Source organism: Gallibacterium sp. ZY190522 (assembly GCF_054166015.1).
On the sequence record NZ_CM135118.1, the window covers coordinates 2288278 to 2305215 of the forward strand.

Here is a 16938-nt window from a genome sequence, read left to right on the forward strand (position 1 = left end):
TGCCTAAAAATCCTCACTGTTGTAAGGATTTTAAATCATTGGAAAATCCCCGTTGGTTACGGGGATTTTTATTAATTGGTGTTATTCACCATAATAAGATTTGGTTAAAATCTCAATCATATCTTCAACCATCGGTAAGCGAGGATTTGCCGGTGAACATTGATCTTCAAACGCCAATAAAGCTAAATCACGGCGCGCTTCCATAAACTCTTGTTCATTGATGCCCTGCTCTTTGAATGACATCTTAATGCCGACTTTTTGCCCTAACTCTTTACACGCGTTGGCATAGGCTTCCACCGCTTCTTCAGGTGTTGAACAAGGTAAGCCTAACATTCTAGCGATTTCCTGATATTTCACATCCGCTTTGTAGTAATTATATTTTGGCCAAGTCGCTGTTTTAGTAGGGCGAGTGCCGTTATAACGAATCACGTAAGGCATCAAAATGGCATTAGTTCTGCCGTGTGGTGTGTGGAAGCGACCACCTACTTTGTGAGCTAAAGAGTGGGTCATCCCTAAGAACGCATTGGCAAAAGCCATTCCGGCAATAGTTGATGCATTATGCATTCTTTCGCGTGCTTCTGGATCGCTTGCACCGTTTTTCACAGAGCGTTCTAAAAATTCAAAGACTAGTTTAATCGCTTGCAATGCTAGACCGTCAGTGAAATCGTTAGCTAAAGTAGATACATAAGCTTCTGTTGCGTGAACTAACACATCATAACCAGAATCTGCGGCAACGTGTGCAGGTACAGTCATTGTTAATGCCGGATCGACAATAGCAATAGTCGGAGTTAATGAGTAGTCAGCAATTGGATATTTTTTATCGCCTTCGCTAATGACAGCAAAAGGTGTTACTTCAGAACCAGTACCTGATGTGGTTGGAATGCCGATAAATTTAGCTTTACGTCCCAATTGTGGGAATTTAAAGGCACGTTTGCGAATATCCATAAATTTCTGTACTAAATCGCGGAAATCAACTTCAGGCTGTTCATAGAATAACCACATTACTTTAGCTGCATCCATAGCTGAACCACCGCCTAGGGCAATAATGGTATCCGGTTGGAAATTACGCAATAACTCAACACCACGGCGTACGGTTGCAATGCTCGGATCCGGCTCAACATCGGCGAAAAGTTGATAAGTGACGTGATCCCCTCGCATTGTGAGTTGTTTGGCGATTTTCTCTACAAAACCAAGATCAACCATTACACGATCGGTAACGATAACGACACGTTCAACGCCTTTCATTGATTGTAAATATTGGATTGAATCACGTTCAAAATAGATTTTTGAAGGCACTTTGAACCACTGCATATTATTTCTCCGTCTTCCTACCCGTTTGATATTTAATAAATTCACTGCGCTGACATTGTTGCCCACAGAATTTTTACCGTAAGAACCACAGCCTAAGGTCAATGAAGGTAGGAACGAGTTATAGACATCACCGATACCGCCAAAAGTTGAAGGGGAATTCCAAATTACACGAATGGCTTTGACACGTTCACCGAATACTTTTGCCAATTCCGCATCGGAAGTGTGAATGGCGGCGGAATGCCCTAAACCGTGAAATTCAACCATTTGTTCGGATTTTGTTAAACCATCTTCTGTGCTTTCTGCTTTCAATAAAGCTAATACTGGTGAGAGTTTTTCTCGAGTTAATGGTTCTTTCACTCCCACTTCTTTACATTCTGCCAACAAAATATTGGTATTTGCCGGTACGCTGAATCCTGCCTGCTCTGCAATCCACGCTGCCGGTTTACCAACTACAGCGGCATTGAGTTTTGCCATAGAACAGCTGCTGCTGTTGGCTTTTGCACCGAAGATAAACTCTTCAAGTAATGCTTTCTCTTTTTTATTAACGAGATAAACGCCGTAAGATTGCATCTCTTTAATAAAATCATCATAAATTTCTTTGTCAACAATCGCTGCCTGTTCACTGGCACAGATCATTCCGTTATCAAACGATTTTGACATCACAATGTCGTGTACTGCCTGTTTTAAATTTGCACTTTTTTCCACATAAGCAGGAACGTTTCCGGCTCCAACACCTAAAGCCGGCTTACCACAGGAATAAGCGGCTTCCACCATTGCATTACCACCGGTGGCTAGAATAGTGGCAATACCGGGATGTTTCATTAATGCTTGTGTACCTTCCATAGATGGTGTTTCAATCCATTGAATACAGTTTTTCGGTGCACCGGCAGCAACAGCCGCTTCATAAACAACGCGTGCGGCGTGAGCGGAACTTTGTTGAGCAGATGGATGAAATGCGAAAACAATTGGGTTACGAGTTTTTAAGGAAATTAATGCTTTAAAAATTGCAGTAGAAGTTGGGTTTGTGGTTGGTGTAATACCACAAATTACTCCAACTGGATCGGCAATTTCTGTAATACCAGTAACATCATCTTCACTAATGACACCAACGGTTTTCAAATGACGCATATTGTTTACAACATATTCACAAGCAAACAGATTTTTTGTTGCTTTGTCTTCAAATACGCCTCGACCGGTTTCTTCATAGGCGTGCATTGCCAACACGCCGTGTTGATCCAACGCTGCGACAGAAGCCTTCGCAACGATATAATCAACTTGTTGCTGATTAAGCTGACGGAACTCTTCCAAGGCGGCTAAGCCATTGGCGACGAGTTGATCCACTTCTGCCTGAGCAGGACTTACCACCACTTCGGATGTTTTACTCATAAGATTTCTCCCAAAAATTAAAAATTATTTTAACTAATAAAATTATAACTATTTGAAGTTACCTTTTTTGGGGTATCGGCAGATAACCTGATCTAGCTCAATTTCGCTGTTAGCTAAATGTTAAAGTGATTTAAAAGTTGTTTGAAATAGGTTTGAAATTCTTGATTAATCAAGAAAAATTATGTGATCTTTCGATTTTTTCGTTTTATATTAGTGATTGATTATGTTCAATAATAGGAGCGCAAATAATGATGGAACCGACAATTTATAAAATGAATGATACAAAAAAATGGGCGATGATAGGTTATTGGCTTTATATCGCATCGTTTTTGATCACTTTTTTAAGCATTGTCGCGATCGTGATTGCTTATGTTTTTCGTGATGATGTTCGTGGCACCTATTTGGAAAGCCATTTTAATTATCAAATCCGCACATTTTGGATTGGTCTGTTGTATGCCATTATCTGTACGGTGCTATGTTTAGTGATGATTGGTTATATTCTCTTTATTGGCTGGGCGATCTGGTTGCTGGTGCGTTCCATCAAAGGATTGCGTCTGCTAAATCGTGATCAGGCTATCATTAATGAAAAAACGTGGTTATTTTAAGTGCTTGACTTGTTTAACGTTACGATAGCCCATAGAATAAAGTCTTTCCAACATTACAAGAGGCAAGCATTATGTCAGCATTGACAGCACTGCAACAAGAAACCCGTGAAATTATCGATGATTTGCTAAATGACGGCAGCGATCCGAATGCACTTTATATTATTGAGCATCATATTTCTCACCACGATTTTGACAAGCTAGAAAAAATTGCATTGGATGCATTTAAACTCGGTTATGAAGTCTCCGAAGCGGAAGAGTTTGAAAATGAGGATGGTGGAGAAGTCTATTGCTTTGATATTATTAGTGAAATTGAATTAAAAGCAGAACTGATCGATGCACAGCAAAATGAATTGTTGCCGTTAATAAAGAAACATCAAGGTGTTTATGACGGTTGGGGAACCTATTTTGAAGATCCTAATGCCAATGAAGATGAGTATGGTAATGACGGTGAATTTTTTGACGAAGATTAATGATAGGGTTCTCACTTGCATATGAATGAATCAGCAGAAAAATGCCCTCAATGTGGGCATTTTTTACAACTTAAACGAGGTAAAAAGGGGTTATTTCTTGGTTGCAGCAATTACCCAGAATGTGATTACCTTAGACCGTTACAAAACCAAACTTTAGGCGAAATTTTGAAGGTATTACCAGAGAATTGCCCTGAATGTGCTCATCCATTAGTATTGCGGCGAGGGCAGTTTGGTATGTTTATCGGCTGTAGCAACTATCCTGAATGTCATTTCATTGTCAGTGATGAGCCACAGAAAACTGATTATCAAGCGGTAACTTGCCCATCTTGTCGTAGAGGAAAATTGGTTGCGAAGCGTGGTGCTAGAGGAAAAGTATTTTTTGCCTGTAATCAATATCCGCATTGTCGTTTTAATGTAGCACAACAGCCGCTGGAAAGAAGTTGTCCAAAATGCGCTTTCCCATTAGTGTTTGTGAAAAAACGGAATGAAAAGCAGATCAGCTATCAATGTTTGAATAAAAGTTGTAAGCATATTTTTTATGAAAGGAATGAATAATTTAGACTTTATTGTCTCCCAATTGAAACAGGGAAAAGTGATTGCCTATCCAACCGAAGCGGTGTTTGGTTTAGGTTGTGATCCTTTTAATGAACAGGCGATTGAAAAACTGCTTAAATTAAAACAACGTCCAAAAGAAAAAGGGCTAATTTTAATTGCACCATATTTAGATTTTTTTAAGCAAATTATTGATTTTGATAGATTTTCTTTGAGAGATTTAAAACGATTACAACAAACCTATACCAGACCGACCACTTGGATTGTGCCAGTACAAAAACAGGTTTCTCCTCTTCTCACTGGGCGTTTTGAGACGATTGCGATTCGACTTTGTCGCCATCCATCGGTTGAAAATTTGTGTCAACTTGCAGAAATGCCGATTACTTCAACCAGTGCAAACCTTAGTGGTCAAGAGCCGTGTAGAACTTATTTGCAAGTGCAAGAGCAGTTCGGTGAAAACTTTCCAGTGTTACAAGCGGAAGTAGGTGATGCAAAAAATCCATCAGAAATTAGAGATCTCTTTACAAACCAAATTGTTAGACAAGGATAATTATGAGTACACAACATCACTACGCTGTCTGGGGAAACCCGATTTCACAAAGCAAATCACCATTAATTCACGCTATATTTGCCAAAACTACAGGAAAAAAGCTAGATTATGTTGCAAAATTAGGCAATCTTGAGCAGTTTGAGCAACAATTAATAACCTTTTTCCAACAAGGGGCGAATGGTTGCAATATTACCGCTCCTTTCAAAGAACGTGCATTTAAGTTGGCTGATCAACATAGTGAACGTTGCCGTTTAGCGCAAGCTTGCAATACATTAAAACGGCTGGAAGATGGCAGTTTGTTTGCAGACAATACGGATGGTGCCGGATTGGTTACTGATTTACAGCGATTGGGGTGGTTACAACCAGATCAACAAATTTTATTATTAGGGGCAGGCGGTGCGACCAAAGGTGTACTGTATCCCTTGTTACAGGCTAAACAGAAAATTATTTTGGCAAACCGGACATTAGAAAAAGCGAAGGCATTGGCTGAAAAATTTTCTGTTTATGGCAATATTCAAGCAACGACTTTGCAGGATATTCCTTATCAACATTTTGACGTGGTGATTAATGCTACATCCAGTGGATTACACGGGCAGGTTGCTCCAGTTGCGGATAATGTGTTAATGAAGTGTGCAGCCGTTTATGATATGCAATATACACCAAGTGCAATAACGCCTTTTATCCAACATTGCAGACAATTAGGGCTTCAGCATTGTAGTGATGGTTTAGGAATGTTGGTGGCTCAAGCCGCTCACTCTTTCTTGTTATGGGAAGGTGTTATGCCACACATTAATGAAATGGTGAATGAGAGAAATTGGTTGGAAATAATGTAGAGGTATTATTAAGACCCTATTTAAACTTCAGATAAAGCACTAGAAAAAAGTTAGCCCTTTGAGCTAGTAAGAGTAACTTCCGATTACTTTTTTGTTTGATAGATGAAGTGGATAAAAACAGGCATAGTAGACAAAATTGTTGCTAAAAAGAGGCTTAAAGCCTTATAGTACAAGGCTTTAAGCCCTCTTTTTGAAATATGAATAAAAAACTGCCCATTTTGCCAAAGTGCAGAAATAAAGAAACATGGCAAATTAAATAATTTTCAACGTTATTTTTGTCACCAATGCCATAAAACATTTACGTTCAAAAAGAAATTAGAGCCAATAAAAATTTGGTCTGATTACACTTGTGGAAAACAAACTTATCAACAACTTGCAATTAAATATCATTGTTCCGTTAGAACCATTCAAAGATATATAGATAAATCCCCCAAAACACCCTTAAAATTACCTCAAAATCGATACCTGAACATTATTATGGATACCACCTTTTTTGGTCGCTATTTTGGTGTTTTAGTGCTGATGGATTCAAAAACAAATAAGGTAGTTTGTTATCACTTTATACGAACAGAAAAGGATATTTATTACCAATTAGCATTAAATCGACTAAGAGAAAAAGGCTATATAATTCAAGCTATTACTTGTGATGGGAGAAGAGGATTAATGAAAGATCTTTTTAATACTCCGGTACAGATGTGTCAATTTCATATGATAGCTATTGTAATGAGAAAATTAAGAAAAAAACATCAATCATCAGCAGGTAAGGAATTAAAAATTATCACTAAAACAATAACAGAAAGTACAAAAAATGAATTTTATCTTCGCTTACATACATGGTATTTAAAGCACGAGATTTTTTTAAAAGAACGAAGTGAAAAAGCGAATGAAACAGGCTATTTCCCATATAAGCATCGAAACATAAGAGGCGCTTATGACAGTTTAAAATGGTATATGAATTATTTATTCTCTTTTGAAAAGTATACTGAAATAAATATTGAAAAGACGACAAATAGGATTGAAGGATTATTTAAACATCTAAAACGTCAATTAAATAATCATAATGGCTTAACAAAACAGCATAAGATTATGTTTATAAAGGATTTTTTAAATAAAAAGAGTTGCTAATATTTTGAAAAATAAATATTAGCAACAAAATTGTCCACATGGCATAGTTTTTGATAGATCAGCAACAATTTTGTCTACTATGCCTAAAAACAAACCTACGATGAAGTATCCGTAGGTTTGTTAGTAACTGATACAATGAAATATTACTGCATTTTTATACTATGGGGTGTAATAAGTGGCTGAGCCTGGGCCTACAGGCAACCCAAAAACAAATACCCAGATAAAAAAGAGTGCAGACCAAGCAATAAGGAATGCAATGGAATAAGGTAGCATCATTGAAACAATTGTTCCTACGCCAGCATCTTTTCTATACTTAATAACCGTTGCCATAATCAAACCGAAATAGCTCATCATTGGGGTGATAATATTGGTTACAGAGTCACCAATACGATATGCTGCTTGAATTACTTCTGGTGCATACCCCGCAAGCATTAGCATTGGCACGAAAATAGGTGCTGTTACAGCCCATTGTGCTGAGGCTGAGCCAATCATTAAGTTAATGAAAGCACAAATTAGAATAAAACCAATAAATAATAAGCCACCGTGTAAGTCTAGTTCATTCAGTAAATTCGCGCCTTTTACTGCAATAATTTGCCCAATATTTGTCCAACCAAAGAAAGCGATAAATTGTGCAGCAAAGAAAATAATTACTAAATAAAGCCCTAAAGAACTCATTATTTCTGCCATTGCATTGACGACATCTTTATCATTACGAATGCTTTTCACCACCATACCATATATGATTCCAGGGATAGCAAATAAAACAAAAATAAAGACGACAATAGATTTTAAAAATGGTGAACCTGCCACTAAACCTGTAGTTGGGTTACGTAGAATACCATTTTCTGGTACAACGCTGATCGCAAGTAAAATACAACAGAATAAGAAAGCTAAGCCAGCAAATATTAAGCCTTTACGCTCTAAAGGAGTAACGTTAGCTGAACGTTGCTCATCAATTTCATCTTGGCTTAATAAACCTTTGTATTCACCTAATTGTGGCTCTACAATTTTTTCAGTAATCAAATAACCAATGACAGAAATAATGAAAGTACTGATACACATAAAGTACCAGTTTGCTTCTGCTCCAACTAGATAATTCGGATCAATGATTTGTGCAGCTTGTTGCGTAATCCCAGCTAATAATGGATCGATAGTACCCAATAATAAATTGGCAGAATAACCACCTGATACCCCAGCAAATGCAGCGGCTAAGCCTGCTAATGGGTGTCGCCCTAAAGAATGGAAAATAATTGCAGCTAACGGAATAAGTACTAAATAGCCTAATTCAGCAGCCATATTCGACATAATACCAGCAAAAACTACAGCTAATGTAGTAAGTTTTCGTGGAGCTTTTAACACGAGCAAACGCATTGCGGCAGAAATTAGCCCTGATTTCTCAGCAATTCCAACACCAAGCATTGCAACTAATACTGTACCGAGTGGAGCAAAGTTGGTAAAGTTTTTCACCAAATTGGTGAGAATTTTAATTAATCCTTCCTGATTTAATAGGCTAACTACATAAATTACCCCATCAACACTACGTCCTTTAGCTCCTTCAGGACGAGGATCTATAGCAGAAACTCCAAAATATTCTCCTAATGCTGACGCAATTAATAGTAAAGTAATTAAAATTACAAATAATGTTACTGGATGGGGCAGTGCATTCCCTAACCATTCAACAGTTCTTAGGAATTTACTTCCTTTAGGTGGAGTTTTTGTTACTGTCATATCATACCTCGCCTTGTGTTTCTAACAATAAATTAACAATAGTTAATTTAATCAGTTTTGAACAAAAAATCCACACTATATAGAACAAAATATCTAACCTTTTAAAATTTAAGAAAAAGAGACTCTATTAAAGTATCTATAGCTATTTACTGTCCGTAATAGGCATTTTTACCATGTTTACGTAAATAGTGTTTATCTAATAGCACTTGTTGCATTGAGTCAATTTTACTATTTAGTTGATAAGTAAATAAATTCATACAAGCAATTTCTTCTAATACAACAGCATTGTGAACGGCATTGTGAGGATCTGTTCCCCAAGCAAATGGTCCGTGAGAATGTACTAATACTGCCGGAATATCTTTGGCTTCGATCTTTCTATTCAGGAATGTTTCAACAATAACTTTCCCTGTTTCTAACTCATATTCACCATTAATTTCCTGTTCTGTCATTTTCCTAGTACAAGGAATTGCACCATAAAAATAATCTGCATGCGTTGTTCCTAATGCTTTTAAATCTATACCTGCTTGAGCCCAAGCAGTGGCGTGGCGTGAATGTGTATGGACAATACCGCCAATAGTCGGAAATTGTCGATATAATTCTAAATGTGTTGGAGTATCAGAAGATGGTTTTTTATTGCCTTCTATAACTTTGCCTGTTATTAAATCAACAACCACCATATCATTGATAGTCATTGTGTCATAGCTTACTCCTGAAGGTTTAATAACGACAAGATTATTTTCTCTATCAATGCCACTAACGTTCCCCCAAGTAAAAGTGACTAGTCCATATTTTGGTAAATCTAAATTTGCTTCAAAAACCTGTTGTTTTAAGTGTTCTAACATTCAAATTCTCCTTCTTTCATTTTATTTTCTATCCAACGTCTAGCATTAATAATTTCAGAAATTGGCTCTTCAGCTTTCTCTGTCCACATCTCAATAAGGAAAGCACCACGATAATTTAAACTTTTTAAGATTTTAAAAGTGCTAACAAAGTCAACACAACCTTGACCGAATGGAACGTCTCTAAATTGACCTTTGCAATCGTTTGTTACTTTAAAAGTATCTTTTAGATGGATTGCAGAAATTTTATTGATACCAAGTCGTAATTCTTCTTCAATATTATCATTCCAAGCAGATAGATTGCCAATATCGGGATAAACAGTAAACCATGGTGATTGAATTAAGTTATCCCACAACTTCCAACGACTGATAGAACTCATAAATTTAGTATCCATAATTTCGACCGCAAGTGTCACTTGATTGCTTGCTGCCAGTTTTACAGCCCATTCCAAACCTTGTTGGAAGCGTTTAATCGTACCTTCATCTTGTTCTTCATAATAAACATCATAACCAGCTAATTGTATTGTTCTTATACCAATATCAACTGCTAATTGAATAGCCTTTTCCATAATTTCATAAGCTTTTTGTCTTGTTTTTTCATCATGAGAACCAAAGGGAAAACGTCTATGCCCTGAAAGGCACATAGACGGTATTGTAATCCCAGTGTTGATAATTGCTTTGACAATTTCAATTCTCTCTTGTTTGCTCCAATCTAGTCTAGAAAGACGTTCATCAGTTTCGTCAATAGAAATTTCTACGAAATCAAAGCCACAAGCTTTAGCGGTAGAAAGACGATCTTGCCAGCTAAGGTGTTTTGGTAAAGCTTTTTCATAAATACCTAATTTATGTGTTCTCATATTTAATTCCTTAATATCTATTATGATGACCAATTATTTTGGATAGCATTTTTGAAGTTTTTTGCCATTTGGTAACCATTATTTCCGGTTAAACTTCGTCCGGCGATAAAAGCTTTTACATTAAAAGGGGCAAATAAAGAGATTGATTCTGGAGTAATGCCACCGGTGATAGAAAGTTGTAATCCTAGTTTAGATAAACTAGATATTTTTTCCAAATCATTTGCTGTCCAACCTATTCCAGCAAGTTCGGCATCGCGAGGGCGATGATAAATTGCTTGCTTTATTCCTAAATCAACCCATTGTTTTGCATCTTCAAATGTCCAATGTCCATAAAGTTCAATTTGAATTTCGCCACCATATTGATCAGCAATTTTCTTACTTGCTGCTATAGTGGCAATATGAGCAGCGGCTGAAACAGTAATCCAATTTGCCCCTGCTTCAAAAGCCATTTTGGCAAGTACAGCACCCGCATCAGTGGCTTTCATATCACAAACAAGAATGTGGTTCGGATATTTCTGTTTTAATTGTTTTAGTGAGGACATTCCTTCAGCAAAGGCAAGAATTGTTCCTACTTCAATAATATCAATATGATCTTTTACTGTGTCTATACTGGTGAATGCGGTATTCATTTCTTGGCAATCAAGAGCTAATTGCAATAAAGGTTTTGTCATAAAATCACCTATTTTATAATTAATTTTCAAGAGTTTTTAATGCTTGAACAAATTTTGTATATTTTTGATATTTGTTACGGTATTTTTCATATACATTGTGATCAGGTTGTACCTTAATCACTTCGTGTTGTAGGTTCTTCTGTGCAGTAGCAAAATCGGGATAAATACCTCTACCAACCATCGCAGTTAATGCAGCACCTAGACATCCAGTTTCTGATATAGAAGGAATTTCCAGTGGTAGTCCACTGATATCGGCTAACATTTGCCGCCATACAGGAGAACGGGCTGGTCCGCCTGTTAATCTGATCGTTTTAGTTTGTGGAAATCGTTGAAGCATTCGTTCCAAGTGCGTCATTAAACTAAATATGACACCTTCATAAATAGCTTGTAATAAATGAGCTTGAGAGTGAATCGATTGAATGCCATAAAAGCCGGAATGTATTCCGAGACCTGCGTTTGAACCATATAAAAAGGGTACAAATAAAATACTACTTTCAGCTTTAGGTAATTCCTCAATCATATTATTAATTTTGTTATAGTCGAGATTTAACCATTGCTTAGTAAACCATTCTAAATTTGCAGCAGAAGTAGGGCTGGCTTCGTGTACAAGAAATTGATTTTGTTGAGCATAACGTCCATATACAAATGGGAATGACTGACTTTGATCGATATAGTCAGTAATTCCGCTTACGACAGTCCAAGTTCCCAATACGATGTTAAGTGTGGTCGTTTGATTAACTGATTCACATTGGATACCAGAACATAAGGCAGTTGACACGACATCAAATAGTCCCCCCACTACAGGAGTACCGACAGATAATCCAGTTATTTTTGCGATTTCAGGTGTAATATAACCAGCAATTTCAGATGAATTAATGATGTGAGGAAAACAAGAAATGATGTCATCAATACCAAGTAATTTAGCTAATTGAATATCGTATTGACCAGTTTCCATATTATATAAATTAGATTCTGAAATATTAGTAATTTCGCAGCCTAATTTACCTGTAAGACAAAAACGCAAATAATCGTGAGACATTAAAACAGCACCAATATTTTGATAGCGTTCAGGTTGAAATTGTTTTAGCCAACGTAAAATAGAAACGGGATGCCCAGTCCATAATGTTTGTCGAGTGAGTGGATATAATTTTGTTGGAATATCCTGTTGTTGCCACTGTTTAACAATTGATAATGCACGTTGGTCAGAAGATAGGATTCCTTTTCCTAAAGGTTGTAATTGTTTATCTAGTAAGAAAACGCCTTTGCCTTGGGCGGAGATACCGATACCTTTAATGTCATCGGCGTTAATTGTTTCTTGATTTAATACGCCTTTAATGACCGCAATACAGGCAGACCATAATTCATTTAAATTACGTTCAGCCCAACCAGGATTTTCGCTAATTACGGTTAAGCTCTGTCGGAAAGTCGTATATTCTTTTCCTGAATCATCATAAATTCCCGCTTTAATAAATGTTCCACCACAATCTATACCTAACCAAAATGCCATTATTTTTCTCCGCTTTGGGTAATGGGGGATGAGCCTCCCCCATTATACTCCATTATTAATTTGCTAATGCATCAACAGCTTTAATTAATGAGTCACCATTTTTTTCTATAAAGAATTGGCGAACAGGTTGCTCAACCACATTTTTGAAAGGTTTCATATCAACTTGCTCTACAACTTCAACGCCTGCCTTCTTCATTTTATCTAGGATTTCAATTTCTTTTTTGGCATTAAGTTCACGTTGATATTTACCTGCTTCTTGAGCTGATTCAATAATGGCTTGTTGTAATTCTGGAGAAAGTCCATCAAATTTCGCTTTATTCATTACCACTAGTAATGGTGTGTAACCATGATTAGTTAATGAAAGATATTTTTGTACTTCATAAAGTTTTACAGACCACACAATACCGATAGGATGTTCCTGGGCATCGACAGCTCGTGTTTCTAATGCAGTGTATAACTCTGAAAGTGGCATTGGAACTGGATTCGCACCTAACAATTGGAAGGCTTTAACATACATAGGGTTTTGATTAGTACGAATTTTTAATCCTTTTACATCTTCAGGTGTATGGATAGGATGTTTCGAATTGGTCATAGAACGGAAGCCTACTTCCCAGAAAGCTAATCCTTTTAATCCTTTATCTTCTAATTCTTTTAAAAGACCTTGTCCGATTTCACCATCTAAAACACGATAAGCATGTTCTTTATTTTGGAAAATAAAAGGAATATCAATGACATTGAGGTTAGGTACTAACCCACTAAAGTTCGGCGATCCTGACATTTCAAGATCAATTGTTCCTCCTCGGACTCCACTAATCATAGCTTGGGCATTGCCTAATGTGCTGTCAGGAAATAGTGATAGCTTAATTTCTCCTTTAGTTTTTTCTTTAAGTAACTCATTAAATTTTTTTGCAGCTAAATGTTGGGTATCGCTTCTTGGTGCTTCATAACCAAAACGTAAAGTGGTTTCTGCTTGTACACTTACAGTAGCTGCTATTAAAGTTAAACTGGCAAAAAAAGCAGTTAGTTTTTTCATATGATTCTCCTTAAATTAAGGTTGTAGCCAATGGAAAGGTTCTAAAATGAGCGCTGGGAAGAAAATAAAGAGTATTAACAAGCCCAATAACATAAACATATAAGGGAAGATGCCTTTAGCCGCTTGATCAAACGGTAATTTTGAGACACCGGTAATGACATTTAATACATTGCCAATTGGAGGCGTAATTAATCCAATAGATGTATTGAGTATAAATAAGACCCCAAAATAAACGGGATCAATACCAGCTTCTTCAACAAGCGGCATTAGTACAGGTGTTAAAATCAGAACTGTAGGAGTAAGATCCATTACCATACCGATAACAAACACTGCTGCCATAATAACAAATAGTAGTAAAGTTGGTGAATCTAAAAGAGGCTCAAGAAGTTCTGTAATCTGTTGTGGCAGTTCAGCGATAGTAATTAACCAACCGGATACTTGAGCAGCAGCTACTAGTAACATTACAACAGACGTTGTTTTTGCTGATGAAACCAAAACTTTATATAGCTGGGAAATTTTAAGTTCTTTATAGACAAAAAGTGATATAAATAATGCATAAAATGCTGCTACTGCCCCAGCTTCAGTAGGAGTAAAAATACCTAATCTAAAACCACCTATAATGATTACAGGAAGTAATAAAGCCCAAATACTATTTTTGAATGATATACAGAGATCCTGTTTGGAGGCTTTAGAAAAAGTCATTAAATTTAATCGTTTAGCTTGCCAAGCCCAAAGTACAGCTAAACATAACCCCATAAAAACGCCAGGGAAAATACCTGCCATAAAGAGCTTAGTAATAGATACTCCACTTGTTACACCAAAAATAATAAATGGAATTGATGGGGGAATGATTGGTGCGATAATGCCAGCGGCCCCTATTAACCCAGCAGAGCGGTGAATTGGATAACCTGTTGTTTTCATCATCGGAATTAACATTGCAGCAACTGCGGCAGTATCAGCAACGGCAGAACCGGATAGGCTAGCCATAATCATTGCAGCAATAATAGCTACAAAACCTAACCCTCCACGTTTATGCCCAACAAGTTTCATTGGTAGGTCAATAATGCGTTTTGATAATCCCCCCTCATTCATTATTTCACCTGCTAAAACAAAGAAAGGGATAGCAAGTAGGGAAAAACTGTCAGCACCACTGACTAGGTTTTGTGCCAGGATTTGTGGATCAAATACATCAAGATGAATCATAAGTGCAATAGCACAGACGATTAATGAGAAAGCAACGGGAATACCCAGAAAAATGCTGCTAAGGAGAACAGTTAGGAAAATAAAAATTGTCATACTTTTTCTCCCCTAAAAAGAGTTGCAATATTAACAATAAGACGAGAAATAATTAATAAGCCAATACCAAAACTCATAGTAGTACTTGCTAAAAAACTGATACCTGTAGGAATACTTGATATTGGAGAATAGTTATGCCAATTGATAACCATCTGTTGATAACTACCGGTAAAGATAAGATAACAACAAATAAGCATAATAGCGTTTGTACATAGAGAAAGAATTAGTTTCCCTTTTTTTGATAATTTGTCTGAAAGTACTGAAACATTAACATGGGCATTTTCTGAAAAAGCTAGAATTGCACCTAAAAAAATAACCCAAATAAATAAAAAACGTGAAAGTTCTTCTGTCATTGTAAAACTAGTGTTGAAACTATAGCGAAGAACTACATTTAAAAATACTAAAAATGACATAACTGCTAGCATAGCAGCAACGCAAATTTCCAATAGCTTTTTAGTGAAAAGGTTAAATTTATCCATAAAAAACCTCACTTAAGTAAGTCTATTGATACTTTTACTACAATTTTTCTAATAGAAGAACTTTCCTGATCAATGCAAGCGGGACGGTGAATATCTTGAGGAAAGAAGATAGCAAAGTTACCTGGTCTCATAACCAACATAGTTTCATATGGGACATTTTTATAGAATAAGATATCGCGATCTGGATTATAGGGAATCGCAATATCTTTAGGAGGAATATCTACAGTAACCCCAATCAATTCTTGACCACTATGTAAATATTGGACATCTAAATAACATTTATGGGCTTCCGGCAAAATAGATTCTTTTTCCTGAGTTGTTAGATCCAAAACTTGTGCAAAAATCTTGTCTCCTTCAATTGGATAATGACCAACAGCTAATGAGTTAAAATCAGTATTTTTCAGAAAAAGAAGCGCTTTTTGAATTGCTTCTGGATAGTAAGATAATTCTAATTGCCGGATGTGACCGAAAAACATAAATATTCCTCCTTAATAAAGTTTCGACATAACAATAAGAATTGTTATAAGGATTTTAGTTTTTGCCAAACTGTATCATCAACCGGAATGCCGTTTGCTTTGTTTTCAGCTAATAATGTTGTAAATTCGTGTCCAGGTAAGCGAACTGCAACGTTAGGATCTGCCCTTTCAGCTGTTTTTACATATTCAATGATACGATTTAATTTCTCATCTTTTGTTTTACCGTCAATTAGCCGATCAACTTCAATAGCAATAAATACTTGAGATACACAATATTCATCGTCCTTTTCTTCTGTTACTTCAGCAACGGAAAGCCCATTAGATAATAAAGTTGCGATCATATCTAAGACGATAGATAAGCCGGATCCTTTCCAAAATCCCATAGGTAATAAACGACGGTTTCTTTCAACAGTAGCTGGATCACGTGTTAAATTACCTTCATCATCAAATCCCGCATCAACGAAAGTTTGGCGACCGGCTAAACGATTAACCTCTAGCATCCCATAAGAGTACATAGAGCAAGACATATCAACCATAGTGATAGGGTTACTTGGGATAGCAATAATTAAAGGGTTAGTTCCTATTCGACATTCTTTTGCTCCCCAAGGCGGCATAACTGCGATAGAGTTAGTCCAACAAATTCCGATATAACCCTTTTCTGCGGCTTGCCAACCATAACCACCACCTCTCATCCAGTGATTAGCATTTTTTAATGCGACTACACCAATCCCAAATTCATCAGCAATTTCCATTGCACGATCCATCATTTTTTTCGCGGTTAAATTACCTATGGCTTGATGAGCATCCCATTGTTCAATGGCACCTAAAGAGAGAACTTTTGTTGGCTGTGCTTCTGGGTGAATATCTCCTTTTTCTAATTGTTGAATAAAACGAGGGAAACGATTGACTCCGTGAGAGTACACTCCTGCTTGAGTAGTATCAGCAAACATAGTTGCACAATCTTCAGCTGTTTGTTCATTTACGCCTTTAGATAATAGCACCCGTTTGAATTCAGATTTTAATTCTTGGTAACTCACTCTCATTTTCTTTACCTTTAATTTCATATAATAAAATTGTATTTCAAATAATAAACTTGAAAAGAGATTAGTCAACAGTGAAAGAAAGATCTATTTTAATTTTGTGATCTATATCTCATTGCTTAACATTTAATATATTGATGAAGATGTATAAAATTTTTATAAAGTCATAGTAATATACTT

General features: G+C 36.5%; 17 protein-coding genes. 6 read left to right on the top strand and 11 right to left on the bottom strand.

From position 1 onward, the window contains the following. Positions 1-81: 81 nt before the first annotated feature. Positions 82-2697: a bifunctional acetaldehyde-CoA/alcohol dehydrogenase gene (gene adhE / locus ACXPAV_RS11045; protein ID WP_458003488.1), complete on the bottom strand. Its 2616-nt coding sequence runs from the start codon at positions 2695-2697 to the stop codon at positions 82-84. Between the two features lie 248 nt (positions 2698-2945). Between adhE and ACXPAV_RS11050 the strand changes: the two genes are divergently transcribed. The 6 genes from ACXPAV_RS11050 (at position 2946) to ACXPAV_RS11075 (ending at position 6832) form a co-directional block, all read left to right on the top strand. Beyond that, positions 2946-3302: a DUF4870 family protein gene (locus ACXPAV_RS11050; RefSeq protein ID WP_021462147.1), complete on the top strand. Its 357-nt coding sequence runs from the start codon at positions 2946-2948 to the stop codon at positions 3300-3302. A 71-nt stretch (positions 3303-3373) separates the two neighbouring features. Continuing rightward, positions 3374-3772 (top strand): ribonuclease E inhibitor RraB, encoded by a 399-nt coding sequence (gene rraB, locus ACXPAV_RS11055; RefSeq protein WP_065231546.1) that lies wholly within the window; start codon positions 3374-3376, stop codon positions 3770-3772. Between the two features lie 21 nt (positions 3773-3793). Beyond that, positions 3794-4327, top strand: coding sequence for a topoisomerase DNA-binding C4 zinc finger domain-containing protein (locus tag ACXPAV_RS11060; RefSeq protein WP_458003489.1), 534 nt, complete (start codon positions 3794-3796; stop codon positions 4325-4327). Then, positions 4311-4874: a Sua5/YciO/YrdC/YwlC family protein gene (locus tag ACXPAV_RS11065; protein WP_458003490.1), complete on the top strand. Its 564-nt coding sequence runs from the start codon at positions 4311-4313 to the stop codon at positions 4872-4874. The genes ACXPAV_RS11060 and ACXPAV_RS11065 overlap by 17 nt, the downstream gene beginning before the upstream one ends. Before the next feature lie 2 nt (positions 4875-4876). Beyond that, on the top strand, positions 4877-5707 hold the full coding sequence (gene aroE / locus ACXPAV_RS11070; protein WP_458003491.1) for a shikimate dehydrogenase: 831 nt from the start codon (positions 4877-4879) through the stop codon (positions 5705-5707). A 234-nt stretch (positions 5708-5941) separates the two neighbouring features. Then, positions 5942-6832, top strand: coding sequence for an IS256 family transposase, variant Zn-binding type (locus ACXPAV_RS11075; RefSeq protein ID WP_458004430.1), 891 nt, complete (start codon positions 5942-5944; stop codon positions 6830-6832). Positions 6833-6991: 159 nt separating this feature from the next. Here the strand turns inward: ACXPAV_RS11075 and ACXPAV_RS11080 are convergent, their stop codons facing one another. The 10 genes from ACXPAV_RS11080 to yiaK form a co-directional block, all read right to left on the bottom strand. Further along, complete coding sequence (locus ACXPAV_RS11080; protein ID WP_458003492.1) at positions 6992-8560, bottom strand: AbgT family transporter; 1569 nt, start codon at positions 8558-8560, stop codon at positions 6992-6994. A 146-nt stretch (positions 8561-8706) separates the two neighbouring features. Next, positions 8707-9402, bottom strand: coding sequence for an L-ribulose-5-phosphate 4-epimerase (araD, locus tag ACXPAV_RS11085; RefSeq protein ID WP_039136804.1), 696 nt, complete (start codon positions 9400-9402; stop codon positions 8707-8709). Continuing rightward, complete coding sequence (locus ACXPAV_RS11090; protein ID WP_065231552.1) at positions 9396-10256, bottom strand: L-ribulose-5-phosphate 3-epimerase; 861 nt, start codon at positions 10254-10256, stop codon at positions 9396-9398. The genes araD and ACXPAV_RS11090 overlap by 7 nt, the downstream gene beginning before the upstream one ends. A gap of 20 nt (positions 10257-10276) precedes the next feature. Beyond that, positions 10277-10927 (bottom strand): 3-keto-L-gulonate-6-phosphate decarboxylase UlaD, encoded by a 651-nt coding sequence (locus tag ACXPAV_RS11095; RefSeq protein WP_458003493.1) that lies wholly within the window; start codon positions 10925-10927, stop codon positions 10277-10279. Positions 10928-10946: 19 nt separating this feature from the next. Continuing rightward, complete coding sequence (locus tag ACXPAV_RS11100; protein WP_458003494.1) at positions 10947-12434, bottom strand: FGGY-family carbohydrate kinase; 1488 nt, start codon at positions 12432-12434, stop codon at positions 10947-10949. A 55-nt stretch (positions 12435-12489) separates the two neighbouring features. Beyond that, a complete protein-coding gene (locus ACXPAV_RS11105; protein ID WP_458003495.1) occupies positions 12490-13467 on the bottom strand; it encodes a TRAP transporter substrate-binding protein in 978 nt (325 codons plus the stop codon). Between the two features lie 15 nt (positions 13468-13482). After that, positions 13483-14763 carry a TRAP transporter large permease subunit gene (locus tag ACXPAV_RS11110; RefSeq protein WP_458003496.1) on the bottom strand — a complete coding sequence of 427 codons (1281 nt, stop codon included), beginning with the start codon at positions 14761-14763 and terminating at the stop codon, positions 13483-13485. Next, positions 14760-15242: a TRAP transporter small permease gene (locus tag ACXPAV_RS11115; RefSeq protein WP_039136791.1), complete on the bottom strand. Its 483-nt coding sequence runs from the start codon at positions 15240-15242 to the stop codon at positions 14760-14762. The genes ACXPAV_RS11110 and ACXPAV_RS11115 overlap by 4 nt, the downstream gene beginning before the upstream one ends. Positions 15243-15250: 8 nt before the next feature. Next, complete coding sequence (locus ACXPAV_RS11120; RefSeq protein ID WP_039136789.1) at positions 15251-15718, bottom strand: YhcH/YjgK/YiaL family protein; 468 nt, start codon at positions 15716-15718, stop codon at positions 15251-15253. Between the two features lie 44 nt (positions 15719-15762). Then, the gene (gene yiaK / locus ACXPAV_RS11125) at positions 15763-16761 is read right to left on the bottom strand and encodes a 3-dehydro-L-gulonate 2-dehydrogenase (RefSeq protein WP_039136787.1); all 999 of its coding nucleotides are present in this window, start codon (positions 16759-16761) and stop codon (positions 15763-15765) included. Positions 16762-16938 lie beyond the last annotated feature (177 nt).

What these genes read in the sequence shown, in the direction of transcription:
- adhE (WP_458003488.1), bottom strand. Translation starts at nt 2,697, where the DNA reads ATGAGTAAAACATCCGAAGTGGTGGTAAGTCCTGCTCAGGCAGAAGTG.
- ACXPAV_RS11050 (WP_021462147.1), top strand. Translation starts at nt 2,946, where the DNA reads ATGATGGAACCGACAATTTATAAAATGAATGATACAAAAAAATGGGCG.
- rraB (WP_065231546.1), top strand. Translation starts at nt 3,374, where the DNA reads ATGTCAGCATTGACAGCACTGCAACAAGAAACCCGTGAAATTATCGAT.
- ACXPAV_RS11060 (WP_458003489.1), top strand. Translation starts at nt 3,794, where the DNA reads ATGAATGAATCAGCAGAAAAATGCCCTCAATGTGGGCATTTTTTACAA.
- ACXPAV_RS11065 (WP_458003490.1), top strand. Translation starts at nt 4,311, where the DNA reads ATGAAAGGAATGAATAATTTAGACTTTATTGTCTCCCAATTGAAACAG.
- aroE (WP_458003491.1), top strand. Translation starts at nt 4,877, where the DNA reads ATGAGTACACAACATCACTACGCTGTCTGGGGAAACCCGATTTCACAA.
- ACXPAV_RS11080 (WP_458003492.1), bottom strand. Translation starts at nt 8,560, where the DNA reads ATGACAGTAACAAAAACTCCACCTAAAGGAAGTAAATTCCTAAGAACT.
- araD (WP_039136804.1), bottom strand. Translation starts at nt 9,402, where the DNA reads ATGTTAGAACACTTAAAACAACAGGTTTTTGAAGCAAATTTAGATTTA.
- ACXPAV_RS11090 (WP_065231552.1), bottom strand. Translation starts at nt 10,256, where the DNA reads ATGAGAACACATAAATTAGGTATTTATGAAAAAGCTTTACCAAAACAC.
- ACXPAV_RS11095 (WP_458003493.1), bottom strand. Translation starts at nt 10,927, where the DNA reads ATGACAAAACCTTTATTGCAATTAGCTCTTGATTGCCAAGAAATGAAT.
- ACXPAV_RS11100 (WP_458003494.1), bottom strand. Translation starts at nt 12,434, where the DNA reads ATGGCATTTTGGTTAGGTATAGATTGTGGTGGAACATTTATTAAAGCG.
- ACXPAV_RS11105 (WP_458003495.1), bottom strand. Translation starts at nt 13,467, where the DNA reads ATGAAAAAACTAACTGCTTTTTTTGCCAGTTTAACTTTAATAGCAGCT.
- ACXPAV_RS11110 (WP_458003496.1), bottom strand. Translation starts at nt 14,763, where the DNA reads ATGACAATTTTTATTTTCCTAACTGTTCTCCTTAGCAGCATTTTTCTG.
- ACXPAV_RS11115 (WP_039136791.1), bottom strand. Translation starts at nt 15,242, where the DNA reads ATGGATAAATTTAACCTTTTCACTAAAAAGCTATTGGAAATTTGCGTT.
- ACXPAV_RS11120 (WP_039136789.1), bottom strand. Translation starts at nt 15,718, where the DNA reads ATGTTTTTCGGTCACATCCGGCAATTAGAATTATCTTACTATCCAGAA.
- yiaK (WP_039136787.1), bottom strand. Translation starts at nt 16,761, where the DNA reads ATGAGAGTGAGTTACCAAGAATTAAAATCTGAATTCAAACGGGTGCTA.